Below are 11,963 nucleotides of genomic sequence, written 5' to 3' on the forward strand. Positions count from 1 at the left end.
TACACTTGTAAGCTAAAAAGGTGAGTCTCTTATGTCTCTCGATCAATATCATGTTATTCGACTACTACAGCAGCAGAGCGAGTCTTTAAAAGACGCAGTAGCGCTGGAAGGTTTTGAAATGGCCGCTCCTTGGTATCAGGTGAGTTGGCAAGCCTTCGACCAAATCAGCAGTAAAATTGCACAAGTGTTGATCGAACTTGGCGTACAAGTGCAAGACCGTTGCGTTATTCTGGCGCAAAACTGCCCGCAGTGGACTTGTGCCGATGTCGGCACTCTCAAAACTCGCGCCGTTGTAGTGCCAATTTATCCCACCAGTACCGTCGAACAGGCGAGCTTTATCGTTAACGACGCCACTGCTAAAGTGATTTTTGTTGACGATGCTAAGCAATACGCTATGGCGTGTGAGTTGCAAGCCTTATGCCCAAGCCTAGAGCATGTGATTGTATTCGATGCCAGCGTGACACTCGCTGCCGATAAGGCCAATCAGCATTGGCATCTAGATACCCTACTGGCGGGTGACACTCAGTTAAACATTGAGCAAGAAGCCGAGCTTAATCAGCGTTTACAAGCTGCAAATCTCGATGATTTACTGACCTTAATTTATACCTCCGGCACGACGGGCGATCCTAAAGGCGTGATGCTGGATTACCGTAATATGGCGTCTACCATACGCCAGCACGATCAAAAATTGGCCTTCCATTCTGGCGATGTGTCTTTGGCATTTTTGCCATTGAGCCATGTATTTGAGCGCAGTTGGAGTTTCTACGTCTTGTGCCGTGGCGGCCATAACGTCTATCTGCAAAATACCCAAAGAGTGAAAGAGGCGATTAGCGCCGTGCGTCCACATACCTTGTGTGTGGTGCCGCGTTTCCTCGAAAAAGTGTATAGCGCCGTACAAGATAAAGTCGCCAAATCAGCCGACGGTCGTAAGAAGTTGTTTGCTTGGGCGATGCGCGTTGGCCAACGTCAGTTCGAAGTAGGCCAAGGTCGTGCTAAGGGCGGATTGTGGTTGTCGCTGCAATGGCGTTTGGCGCACAAGCTGGTGTATAGCAAGCTGCAAGCCGTGCTCGGTGGCCGTTTGAAGTTTATGCCTTGCGGTGGCGCAGCCTTAGATGTGAATGTCGGTAGTTTCTTCCATGCGATTAATATTCCGGTACTTTGTGGGTACGGTATGACAGAAACTAACGCGACTGTGACCTGCAATACCTTAGGTAATCGAGTGCCAGGTTCCAATGGACAACCTTTGCTGGAAACCGAAATTAAGTTAGGTAAGGACGATGAGATTTTAGTCCGCGGCGCGACTGTGATGCGCGGCTATTACAATCGTCCTGAAGATACCGCCGCTGCGTTTGAGGATGGTTGGTTAAAAACCGGCGATGCAGGGCGTTTCGATGCGAACGGCAATTTATTTATTACCGATCGTATTAAAGAATTGATGAAGACCTCCAACGGTAAATATATCGCGCCGCAAAGGGTTGAAGGCGCCGTGGGCTGTTGTCCTTTTATCGAGCAAGTGGCGATTATTGCCGATGCGCGTAATTATGTGACCGCCTTGATTGTGCCTGCGTTTGAGTCACTGGAAGCGTGGGCGAAGGACAAAGGGCTGAAGTATGAGTCACCTTTAGAATTGCTGCGCCATAGTCATGTGGTTGAGCATTTTGAGCAACGCTTAAAGCAGTTACAGCATGAGTTGGCCGGTTTTGAACAGATTAAAAAGTTCACTCTGTTGCCTGAAGCATTTTCGATGGAAGCGGGTTTAATCACCCCAACGCTCAAGCTGCGCCGCAAGATGATTTACCATAAATACGCCCATGAAATAAATGCTATGTACAACAATTAATTGTTAAGTTGTTGTTGCTAAAGGCCGCAGAAGCGGCCTTTTTTTTATCTACTACTTCCTGAAGTGCTTTTCTTCGCTTAAAATTCGCCCCGTTTACTGGTGCGCATGAGGCGCGAGGCGTCGGTATAAAAGGTGTAGTTAAATGGAACTTTCGATTCGTAGTTTATTCACTGCAGCGAGTGCGGTGTTGTTATCTTCTTTAACTGTCATTCCTGCAGCTGACGCTGAGGATTACGACAAAATCGTCCATGGCCCAGTGGACTTGCCTAACGGGCAATGGCTCAATTTCTATCAAAAAGATCATAAAGTGTGGGGCGAAATGCTCTATGGCGATGCGCCCGGCGTGCGTCTTGATGATTATGGTTCTGCTGAAGTGGTTGCGGTTTTTTACCTCGATTTTGATAAAGGTGGCACCAAAGAAGTGGTTGTCATGCTTAAAGATGCCGATGGTCAGCATTTACGGGGCTATGGTTTTGAAGGAGATGATCTCACAAAACTCCCCCGTCTACAGGTTGTGCTCGATGAAGTGGCACCAACCTTAACCTCGTTTACCGTGGGTAGCGTTCGCAAAGTGTTAAGCCAAATTCCGCCGCAACAATATCGTATGACCTATGATGTTGACGCGATTGAAGATCCCGCCATTAAAGCGATTGTCGATGGTTCTACTAAGCTCAAGCCGACCTTAGTGGGTTATCGTAATTCCGAAGGTTCCCCCGTCGATGTGAAGACAGCCGTCGAATATAAATTACGTTATCCACTCACTCGTAAAGATAAAGATGCCCAAGGTAATGAGCATCAATATAGCCTTGTGACCACCTTTGATCGCAGTGGATATAGTGAAGAAGATGGCAGTTTTGTATTGGTGAGCGTGGCCTTTGAGGCCGATGACTTTGATTGGCTTAAAAGTGGTGGTGCCGTGATCCCTAAAACTGGCCCATCCTACGATTTTATGAGTATGAGCATGGCGAGTACTTGGGCAGGGCTTGCCAGTGAAAGTCATTATGCCCAAGGCGTGCTTGATGGCCCGTATGCGGCCTACGATGGTCGCAATGGTAGCGTGGTTTACTCTGGTAACTACAAACAGGGCAAAAAAGTCGGTAAGTGGATGGAGACAGAGAACCAAGCCATTTATTGGGAAGGCGAATATCTTGACGGTAAAAAGCAAGGTAAATGGATTGCACAGTCGATGTTCGATGAGGCCGATAACTTTGGTTTTGCCCATTACAATCAGGATGTGCTCGACGGCCCCTACGAAGTCTATGAGCCCGATTATGACTCCAGTGCAGAAGGCGATAAGCGATTAGTGGCAAAAGGTATTTATCTTAATGGCGTAAAAGATGGCGAGTGGCTTGAGGCTGATGGCAGCAAAGGCCAATATCAAAAGGGTGTCAAACAAGGTCCTTGGGTCGATAAAGTGACGAGCGGACATTTCCGTGATCAAGTTGGTGAAGGCGCCTATCTTGCCGGAAAACGCACTGGCCTTTGGGTATTTAAAGCCGAAGATGGGACTCGTACCGAAGTGAACTATGTCAATGGCTTACGTCAAGGAGAGTCTAAATCATTCGACAAAAATAATCTGATGTTTAATACCCGTCATTATGAGCAGGGTCGCCTTAATGGTCAGAGTATTTGGTATTCAAGTCCTAATGTCGTGGTGGATATCGCTAATTACCGCCAAGGAGAGTTGGATGGTCAGCAAATGCGCTTTAATCCCCAGAACGGTGAGCTGACTGAACTAACGAGTTATAAATTCAATGAAGCGGTGACGCTTAAGCCTTCGCACGATGAATGTATTATGCGTGAGAATCCCTACTCAGATGATTGTGAAGGGGTGATTAATGGTAAAAATGAAGAAATTTCATCGATAAAACACGGTGAGCAGCGCGAATATCATAGCAGCGGCTCCTTGTATAAATTGGCTTATTACACCAATGGCGCTGTAGATAAAGAATATCAGTTTGATTCCAATGGCCGTTTATTAAATTTAAAAACGTACAAAGCGGGTAAGGAATACGGCCCAAGTATCAGTTATTCCACTGATGGTGGTTACTCACTCTCCCGATATGGTCACCAAGTGAATAACCGTGTCTCTGGCCCCCATTACAGTTTCTATCCTAATGGCCAATTAAGAAGCCTGTGGAACTACTGCCAGCAAGAAGGCGAAACCTGGAACGGTGAACCTTATTTCTGGGATAACGCCATTGCGCGCTGCGGTATACAGCGCGAGTACTTTGATAATGGTGCCGTGAGTTGTATTGAAGACCTCGATAGCAATTATGCCGTGGATAAAGTGTGTTACGACATGAATGGCAAGATAGCGAATGAAATGCTGCGTATCGATGAACAGCATGTGATCCACAAGCGCTACATTAACGGTGTCATCTATTCCGAAGAGCCGGGTTTTGCCGATTACTCACATATCACTAAGGGCCGTAAGATTTATCACTTAGAGAACCCAAAAACTCATGGGGTGTATAAGTCTTATAAAAATGGCAAGTTAGAATACGAGAAAATGTATGATATGGGTAAGGCTGAATGCCTTAAAAAGTACGATGCTAACGGCAAGCAAACCCCAGAAACGGCGAGTTGTCAGTTTTAAAATGCTAGGTTTGGGCTAGTGGCTAGAACCTGTTTGGCTTAGGATAATGAATGAGTTTGGTGGTTGGTTTCATTGCGATAATCACCACGCTCTTCCATTCATAAAATAATAAAAAGGAAGTTTGCATGTCAGCCACAGAATACAGTCTCGAAATCAATCCAAGATTTACAGAAACCGACGGCCTAGGTCATATCAACAACACTGTTATCCCCGTATGGTGCGAAGCGGCGCGCACGCCAATCTTTGAGATTTTTAATCCTGAGCTGGATTTACATCAGTGGAACTTAATCGTAGCGGGGTTTACCGTGGCATTTATCGCGCCGACTTACTATGGCAAGAGTGTCACAGTAAAAACCTATGTCAGCCGTATCGGTAATAGCAGCTTCGAGCTGACCCAAACCTGTTGGCAAGCGGGCAACAAGACCGCCGAAGTAAAAACCACACTCGTACATTACGATTACAGCAGTGAAAAAAGCCGCCCGATTCCTGAAGAAATCCGCGAAATGCTCGCTAATCTGAATGGTGAAAGCGCTTAGTCTGCTTACTCTTTCGGTCAGCGTAATTGCAATTGCGCTGCTGAAGGGTTAATTTGTCGACCCGCTAACTGTGATGCAGATCACTTGTCTGTATCGCTTAATTTTTATCGGTTCGGATTAACCATGAGATTCTATTTTACCCGCATGCGATCGAAGGACATTTGTCCACCAAGACAGCCACTTAAAAAGATTGTGTGGTCATGGGTTGGGGCTTTCTGTGGCATTTACTTGGTCGCGAGTCTCGCAAATTATATGAGTGAAAACCTCGTCGACACTATGTTTGTCATTGGCTCGTTCGGCGCGTCGGCAGTGCTAGTGTACGGTGCACCGCTGGCGGAGTTTTCTCAGCCGCGTAACTTGATTGGTGGCAGTGTGTTATCGGCCTTAATTGGGGTCGCAGTGTACCAAGTGTGTGGCGATTATGTGGTGCTGGCGAGCGCCTTAGCGGTATCCCTGTCTATCGCATTCATGTACCTGACTCGCACTCTTCATCCTCCGGGCGGCGCAACGGCATTGATTGCCGTGATTGGCGGTGAAAACGTGCATCAACTTGGCTTTCTTTACGCGTTAATGCCAGTGTTCCTCGGCTCAGTATTACTCTTACTGGTCGCGCTGGTGGTCAATAACCTCTCCACCGATCCCAAGCGCCATTACCCTGTTTATTGGATTTAGCGAACTTGTTCTTAAATCTGCCTATTTTAAAAACTTCTGTACATACCAGCAGCTGGCTTGGATAGTAAAATCTTGGCCTTTAGCCCACTTTAAGCCGTGGCGCACTAAGCGTTCGGCAAGGCCTTTACCGCGCAGTTCGTTGGGGACAAAGGTGCGGCTAAAATCGATATCCTTGCCTGATAATCGGTATTCCAACACGGCTTCATAGCCATCGACAGGGATAATAAAACGCTGTCTATCCTGTTGATGTTCAATGGCGATCTCGATATTTTCGTTATCTAACATACATGCTTCCCTCAAGGTATGGCCTAAAGTGTGCTGGCAATTCGTTATTGATTTGAATAGCCTAAGCGACTTCGTGTTGTTTGAGAATTGTCAGCAGTTCTGCTGGTAACTCGGCTTTTTTGCCCGTTTTAAAGTTAAACATCACCGCGACTGAAGTACCTAACGTCGTTACTGCCTGCTGCTGTTTACTAAAAGCCTGATAATGCATGGTAAATCTATCGCTGTGAATATCGCTAATACTAACACTTACCAATAAAGTATCGGGGAAAGTCACTGGGCGTTTATAGCGAGCCTGATTTTCGCTGATTACGGGGCCAATACCGGATTTATACAGAGTATCTAGTGGGAAGAGGCGATTAAAAAAGTCGATACGTGCCGTTTCAAAATAGCGGAAATACACCACATTATTCACGTGTTGCAGGGCATCCATTTCGCCCCAAGCGACGGGGATTTCGGTGACTATAGGATGCTGTGCGAGAAACTTTTCCATTGCCTGTTCTTGTACACCTTCTTGCAACTGTTGTTTAAATCCCATGATAAAAATCCCAAGTTAAAACGCTCGTTTAAGCGGCCAGACTAGCAGCATAAGATTGCTGCGACAAGTCTTGGCCTAAGCTGATACTGTGGCTGATAATGGCAAGCAATGCCGATATGAGTAATGTCTTTAAAGGGTTAGGTTGAGCTATGTATATTGGACAAGCGGCAAAGCAAACAGGGCTGTCGATAAAAGCGATTCGCTTGTATGAGGAGTGGGGGCTCATCGACACTCCCGCACGTCAGGGGCGTTATCGTATTTATAGTGCGGCGGATATTAGGCTGTTGTTGCTGATCAAAGAGGCCAAAGCCCTCGGCATTAAGCTTGCCCAACTAAAAGATTTACTCGAACAAGGCGATAAGCATGCTCAGTTAGCCACAGTGCAGACTTTTTTGTTGGGTATTAAAGCGGATTTTTTACGCCAGATAAGTGAGTTAGAACATAAAGTCACTCAGTTAGATGCCTGTATTGATGGGCTCACCTCCTGTGAATCGCAGCTGTTACCTTAGGTCTTGACTCTCCCCTTAGGGGCAGAGTTTATGCTATTTGTCACAGTGACTGTTATGGAGTTTCATCGTGGCAAAAAAGATTTTAGTGATCTGTGGTAATCCTAAGGCGCAGAGTTTTTGTGAGCATCTGGCTGAAACCTATGCCCAAGCGGCGGCAGATAAACACTCAGTGAGAATCGTCAAACTAGCTGAGCTGAATTTTGACCCGAATCTGAGCTATGGTTATCGTCAACCTCAGCCACTCGAAGCCGATTTGCAGACGTTTCAAGCGAATATCCAGTGGGCGGAGCATGTGGTGATTGTCACCCCGATTTGGTGGGGCGGTATTCCTGCTAAGTTTAAAGGCTTAATCGATAGGACATTTTTATCTGGATTTGCATTTCAATATGAGAAAGGAAAATTGATACCCGCTAAGTTGCTGCGCCATAAAACTTCGCGAATTATCATGACCATGGACACGCCGCCTTGGTATTACAAGTGGTTTCAAGGCGCTCCCGCGCTCAAACAGCTTGATACCGCCACCTTAGTATTTAGTGGTTTTAAGCGGGCTAAATCCAATATGTTGGGGCCAGTGATGAGTGCTAAGGAGCCGCAATTGCAACAATGGCGAGCGTTGGTGCAGCGGCTGGGGAATTTAGGTTTATAGAATCTAGCGAAACAAGGAGTGGGGTGTGATTAAACAAGTGGGCAATACTCTTATTCAGCCAAAACACAGAGCGTCCTGCCATTGTGGTGCCGTGGTATTGGAGTTGTCATTGCCTAATGGCATCGAAAATCCACGCCGTTGCGATTGCTCTATCTGTCGCCGTAAGGGCGCAATGGTTGGCTCTGTGCCGCTGGCGGGGATTAAGATCCTCAAGGGGGAGGATGCGCTGAAACTCTATGAATTCAATACCAAAACTGCCAAACACTACTTCTGCTCTATCTGCGGTATTTACACCCATCACCAGCGACGTTCCAATCCCCATGAGTATGGTTACAACATTGGTTGCCTCGAAGGGGTTAACCCATTCGATCTCGAAAATGTGCCCACGAATGATGGCGTTAACCATCCTGCGGATCGTTAGATTATGAATATAGGTCAGTTTGCTGTACTCACAGGACTGTCGGCGCATACGCTCAGATATTACGAGAAAATTGGCCTACTGCAGTCTGTCGTTCGAAATGGCAGCGGGCATCGTGATTATGCGGCGAAAGAAGCGGAATGGATTGGGTTTATCAATCGCTTAAAAGAAACGGGCATGCCGTTAAAGCAGATATTGACCTATGCCGAGTTGCGTGCCCAAGGCGATGCAACCGCTGGCCAGCGACAGCAGTTGCTCGAGCAACATGCAACACAATTGGCTGAGCGTATTCGCCAAGAGCAGGAGCATTTGGCTGCCCTTAAGCAAAAAATTCACTATTACCAAACTCATTTTAGTGGCTAAGCTCAGTCGCTAACATTTGTGGTTAAATGCTAAAAAGCTAATATTATTTACTTTTCTATTTGCTTGCTTGTGTCTCTAGTCGGCGGGCAAAACAGAGGGCCAGTTTTACTGATCCGCATTGCCTGTGTCATCCATCAATGAACCATTGACTTAGAGTTAACTCTAAGGTTTAGGCTGCTTGCTGTGATTTAATCCAACAGGAGCTAAAAATGAGTAATCAAAGATATGTGCAGGGCCTCGCTAAACTGACTGAAATCGACGGTGAGGCGGGGGAGAAAGTCATCCGCAGTCTTGCCGATATTTGCCCTGACTTAGGCAAGTACATTATCGAATATCCTTTTGGGGATATTTATCAGCGTGAAGGGCTCGACCTTAAGACGCGGGAGCTAGTGACAGTTGCCGCACTCACGGCGCTAGGGCATTGCCAGCCACAGTTAAACGTACATATTAATGGCGCATTGAATGTGGGTTGTACGCCGCAGGAAATTGTTGAGGTGATATTGCAAATGTCGGTTTATGCTGGCTTTCCTGCTGCACTTAATGGCATGTTTGCCGCTAAAACCGTATTTTCTGAGCGGGAGTTAAGCGTCGTTTAGTTAGTCCTGAGTCAGGTTTATCGATTTGCAAAAGTGACCATAAGGCCGCTTTAATTTCCTCTCTCAAGTTCATTTTAGTTGGATTTAAACGGGCGATGGGGTGTTGCAGGGCTTTCATTCGACTCTAAACAGAACGTTCGACTTTGGCTAGAGATAGCCAAAGTGACCAATGTACCGATATTGAGTGGCACAGTTGCCATCACTGTGCTTTGCACATTACAGTGGCAAATGTTGCCCGTCTTACTATTTCAATGGAATGTAAAAGAATAATGAATTTAATCGGTTACATTGGTTCGGCTCGCCAATACTTGCGAAAGCTCAGCTTACCATCACTGAGTGAAATCCGTTTAGGTTTGGGCAAGTTCTGGCGCTGTCTTATCCTAGGGGTTGCTAAGTTATCCTTTGCGCAAAAGCTGTATCTTATTGCTTTGATATTGGCTTTTAGTAGTGAGTTAATGGGGTTGGTCGCTGTGATTGCCGTCATCGCTATGGCCATCGAGTTTTGGCCTGTGTTCGAGCGGGTTTGGCACAGTTTGGCGGGCAAAGCTGTGTTGTTGCTGTTTTATGCGATGATTGCCAACTTTGCTTTGGGCTGGTCTGGCGCGATAGTCAACGAAGTGGTTGGGGTCTCAGCAAGCGATCTCAATTACACCCATAACTTAGCGATTTTACTCTATATGCCCGCTTGGTTTTTGATGGTAAGCGCTATCGTGCTGCTGGCATTACAGTTGATTATTCCTATCTATTTAATATTGATCTTTTTGCTTAAACCTTTAGGTGTCAAATCGTTACGGCTTACCTCGCATACTTCATTCCGTAAAACGACTTTTTTGATCCGTATCGTGCTAGCGACTGTGGTTTTGTATCACTTGAGCCTGTTAATTGATTTAGAGACGCGCATTGAAACCTCGTTTGGCAACTTTATTACCTCTCCCCAAGAAGCCGCTAAGCATGCGCCTCGCGAGCCTAAATCGGGACGGTTGCCGGATGCGACCGATGTGCTGACGGTACCGATTGTAGAGCTAACTCAGACTGCTCTTGACTCTGAAAGCGATAAATCGAGCAAGGCTGAGAATAGTAATGATGACAGCGAGCTGGAAGAGGAAGATCGCAAAAAGGCCTACGCCTCAGTGCGAACTCAATATCAGTACTTAGTGCGGCAATGGCTAGCTACGTTCGCATTTTCACTTGAAGCCAATGGCCGCTCGCGTTGTAAAAAGCCTGCCGAGTCGAATGTGATTGAATTAAATGATTACGAGATTTTGTTGATCACACCCGATAAGAATGCGGATTATGGTTATCGTTTTGAGGTGGAAAAATGTATCTCGGCCGCGTTTCCGCTGGCGGTGAAGGGCAATTGAGTCAATTAATAAAAAAGCGACCACAAGGTCGCTTTCGTTTTATAGGCTAAATCAGCCTGAGCTGACTATCGTGCTATTCAACCATCACGTTATTCATCAATCGCATTATTCAATCAGCAGCTCATCGAAGCTGCTGATTTTGCGGAACTCGCCAGTGCGTTGCTTGCTGTCGCGAACCATTTGGCAGGTCATCATACCCGCAGCGTCAGCAGCCTTTAATTCTTCAATAACATCAGACACAAACAGCACTTGTTTGGGGCTTAAGCTGATAGTGTTGAGGATATTGCAGTAAGCCTGCTTATCTAATTTGTTGCCCGTACGGGTGTCGAAATGGCCGTTAAACATTTCAGTTAAATCGCCGCCGTCACTGTGGCCGAACAACAGTTTTTGCGCGTCGACTGAGCCGGATGAAAAGCTGTAAATACGCAGGTTTTGTGCGCTAAAACGTTTCACCGCTTCAATAAAGTCCGGGAAGATATGGCCCTTAAATTCGCCATGGGCATAGCCTTGTTTCCAAATTAACCCTTGTAAGGTTTTAAGTGGCGTGGCTTTACGGTCTTCGTTGACCCACTGTTGCAGGATCTCAGTTACACGCGCTAAGTCAGCCTCAGGCTCTAGGGCGATATCTTTAGTGTCACAAATACAGTTTTCAACCAATACATTGTGTTGGTTCTGTTCTAAAAAGTCTGGCAAGGCTTTGACAGAATAGGGGAATAGTACATCTTGGATAAAGTTTAGGTCTGTCGTGGTGCCTGCTGTGTCTACGACTATGGCTCTGATACCCATAATGTTTTGATACTCCACAATATGTTGGCTAAAAAATGCAACTCCGATCCTAAGCGTTATTGGTGAAATTGGCTAGTCTATTTCACCCAAACACATGGGCAAATTGTGGGTAATATCACTAAGCGATAAGATTGAAATTTGATTAATCTAGTAATTTTAAAAGCTTATCCACTGATTATCTGAGAAAACACTAACTTGTTACTGGATTTCATCTGGTTTATTGCGCACAAGTTTGTGGTAGACATAAGACTATGGTCTTAATAGCTAAGGGAAATTTAGGCTGCTATTGTAGTTAAAGTCTCTTTACTCCTTTATACCTTGCATGCTGTGGTTTTCGGGAGACGAGACAGCATATTTCACCTGTGAATAGAGAGACCTTACATGAAATATTTACCCGCACTTGGCTTTGGTATCCTATTAGCCTTATTGAGTTTTATCAGCTTCTCATTGGTCGCCAGCGCAGGTTATATGTTGGACATGTTGAGTGCGGTGCCTCACATCTCGCATAACAGTGTGGAGTATCTTTTATTGGCGGCTCATGATGCGAGTTTGCTGATATTGCTTGCAGGTTTAGTGCTTTATGCTTACCACAGGACCTTTCCTAAACTTCCCTTCGATTGGTTTACCGCTGTGCTTATCCAAATGCCCCTTGGCTTGGCGGTACTGGTATTAGATGGTTTTACTTTAAACCTTTTTTCATTCAAAGGTTTTGCACTAACGCTGACCACTTTAGCCGCTTCATTTGGGGTGTTAAGCCTTTTTTGGTTGCTCCAACGCAGAGCTAAGCGCTTCGAGGCGAGGTTGAGTAAATAAGCAG

At 46.0% G+C, this 11,963-nt stretch carries 14 protein-coding genes; 11 read left to right on the plus strand and 3 right to left on the minus strand.

The features are described from left to right. Positions 1 to 31: 31 nt before the first annotated feature. From RA178_RS00410 to RA178_RS00425, 4 genes are all read left to right on the plus strand, one after another. Positions 32 to 1,840, plus strand: coding sequence for an AMP-dependent synthetase/ligase (locus RA178_RS00410; protein WP_198573882.1), 1,809 nt, complete (start codon positions 32 to 34; stop codon positions 1,838 to 1,840). A gap of 142 nt (positions 1,841 to 1,982) precedes the next feature. Further along, complete coding sequence (locus RA178_RS00415; RefSeq protein ID WP_306684066.1) at positions 1,983 to 4,439, plus strand: toxin-antitoxin system YwqK family antitoxin; 2,457 nt, start codon at positions 1,983 to 1,985, stop codon at positions 4,437 to 4,439. Between the two features lie 125 nt (positions 4,440 to 4,564). Further along, positions 4,565 to 4,975 carry an acyl-CoA thioesterase gene (locus RA178_RS00420; protein WP_263183921.1) on the plus strand — a complete coding sequence of 137 codons (411 nt, stop codon included), beginning with the start codon at positions 4,565 to 4,567 and terminating at the stop codon, positions 4,973 to 4,975. A gap of 123 nt (positions 4,976 to 5,098) precedes the next feature. After that, positions 5,099 to 5,647, plus strand: coding sequence for an HPP family protein (locus RA178_RS00425; protein ID WP_131524567.1), 549 nt, complete (start codon positions 5,099 to 5,101; stop codon positions 5,645 to 5,647). A gap of 21 nt (positions 5,648 to 5,668) precedes the next feature. Here the strand turns inward: RA178_RS00425 and RA178_RS00430 are convergent, their stop codons facing one another. Continuing rightward, on the minus strand, positions 5,669 to 5,932 hold the full coding sequence (locus tag RA178_RS00430) for a GNAT family N-acetyltransferase (RefSeq protein ID WP_306684068.1): 264 nt from the start codon (positions 5,930 to 5,932) through the stop codon (positions 5,669 to 5,671). A gap of 61 nt (positions 5,933 to 5,993) precedes the next feature. After that, entirely contained in the window at positions 5,994 to 6,422 is a 429-nt protein-coding gene (locus tag RA178_RS00435) for an acyl-CoA thioesterase (protein ID WP_106651727.1), read from the minus strand. 194 nt (positions 6,423 to 6,616) lie between these two features. Here RA178_RS00435 and RA178_RS00440 point away from each other — a divergent pair, with 194 nt between their 5' ends. From RA178_RS00440 to RA178_RS00465, 6 genes are all read left to right on the plus strand, one after another. Beyond that, positions 6,617 to 6,976 (plus strand): MerR family transcriptional regulator, encoded by a 360-nt coding sequence (locus RA178_RS00440; protein ID WP_263192160.1) that lies wholly within the window; start codon positions 6,617 to 6,619, stop codon positions 6,974 to 6,976. A 67-nt stretch (positions 6,977 to 7,043) separates the two neighbouring features. After that, entirely contained in the window at positions 7,044 to 7,622 is a 579-nt protein-coding gene (locus tag RA178_RS00445; RefSeq protein ID WP_263202565.1) for an NAD(P)H-dependent oxidoreductase, read from the plus strand. Between the two features lie 25 nt (positions 7,623 to 7,647). Next, positions 7,648 to 8,043, plus strand: coding sequence for a GFA family protein (locus RA178_RS00450; protein ID WP_105250932.1), 396 nt, complete (start codon positions 7,648 to 7,650; stop codon positions 8,041 to 8,043). 3 nt (positions 8,044 to 8,046) lie between these two features. Continuing rightward, on the plus strand, positions 8,047 to 8,403 hold the full coding sequence (locus RA178_RS00455) for a MerR family transcriptional regulator (RefSeq protein WP_306684071.1): 357 nt from the start codon (positions 8,047 to 8,049) through the stop codon (positions 8,401 to 8,403). Positions 8,404 to 8,612: 209 nt separating this feature from the next. Beyond that, entirely contained in the window at positions 8,613 to 8,999 is a 387-nt protein-coding gene (locus RA178_RS00460; RefSeq protein WP_306684072.1) for a carboxymuconolactone decarboxylase family protein, read from the plus strand. Between the two features lie 269 nt (positions 9,000 to 9,268). Beyond that, a complete protein-coding gene (locus RA178_RS00465) occupies positions 9,269 to 10,360 on the plus strand; it encodes a hypothetical protein (protein WP_306684074.1) in 1,092 nt (363 codons plus the stop codon). A 105-nt stretch (positions 10,361 to 10,465) separates the two neighbouring features. On the opposite strand, the gene mtnC is transcribed toward RA178_RS00465, so the two are convergent. Further along, positions 10,466 to 11,146 (minus strand): acireductone synthase, encoded by a 681-nt coding sequence (gene mtnC, locus RA178_RS00470; RefSeq protein ID WP_105253037.1) that lies wholly within the window; start codon positions 11,144 to 11,146, stop codon positions 10,466 to 10,468. 381 nt (positions 11,147 to 11,527) lie between these two features. Between mtnC and RA178_RS00475 the strand changes: the two genes are divergently transcribed. After that, on the plus strand, positions 11,528 to 11,959 hold the full coding sequence (locus tag RA178_RS00475; protein ID WP_263173717.1) for a hypothetical protein: 432 nt from the start codon (positions 11,528 to 11,530) through the stop codon (positions 11,957 to 11,959). Positions 11,960 to 11,963: the final 4 nt, after the last annotated feature.

This window comes from Shewanella oncorhynchi, assembly GCF_030848765.1.
Lineage (GTDB): Bacteria > Pseudomonadota > Gammaproteobacteria > Enterobacterales > Shewanellaceae > Shewanella > Shewanella oncorhynchi.

Bases quoted from the DNA above. Each gene is read 5' to 3' on its own strand.
- RA178_RS00410 (WP_198573882.1), top strand. From the start codon at position 32: ATGTCTCTCGATCAATATCATGTTATTCGACTACTACAGCAGCAGAGC.
- RA178_RS00415 (WP_306684066.1), top strand. From the start codon at position 1,983: ATGGAACTTTCGATTCGTAGTTTATTCACTGCAGCGAGTGCGGTGTTG.
- RA178_RS00420 (WP_263183921.1), top strand. From the start codon at position 4,565: ATGTCAGCCACAGAATACAGTCTCGAAATCAATCCAAGATTTACAGAA.
- RA178_RS00425 (WP_131524567.1), top strand. From the start codon at position 5,099: ATGAGATTCTATTTTACCCGCATGCGATCGAAGGACATTTGTCCACCA.
- RA178_RS00430 (WP_306684068.1), bottom strand. From the start codon at position 5,932: ATGTTAGATAACGAAAATATCGAGATCGCCATTGAACATCAACAGGAT.
- RA178_RS00435 (WP_106651727.1), bottom strand. From the start codon at position 6,422: ATGGAAAAGTTTCTCGCACAGCATCCTATAGTCACCGAAATCCCCGTC.
- RA178_RS00440 (WP_263192160.1), top strand. From the start codon at position 6,617: ATGTATATTGGACAAGCGGCAAAGCAAACAGGGCTGTCGATAAAAGCG.
- RA178_RS00455 (WP_306684071.1), top strand. From the start codon at position 8,047: ATGAATATAGGTCAGTTTGCTGTACTCACAGGACTGTCGGCGCATACG.
- RA178_RS00460 (WP_306684072.1), top strand. From the start codon at position 8,613: ATGAGTAATCAAAGATATGTGCAGGGCCTCGCTAAACTGACTGAAATC.
- RA178_RS00465 (WP_306684074.1), top strand. From the start codon at position 9,269: ATGAATTTAATCGGTTACATTGGTTCGGCTCGCCAATACTTGCGAAAG.
- mtnC (WP_105253037.1), bottom strand. From the start codon at position 11,146: ATGGGTATCAGAGCCATAGTCGTAGACACAGCAGGCACCACGACAGAC.
- RA178_RS00475 (WP_263173717.1), top strand. From the start codon at position 11,528: ATGAAATATTTACCCGCACTTGGCTTTGGTATCCTATTAGCCTTATTG.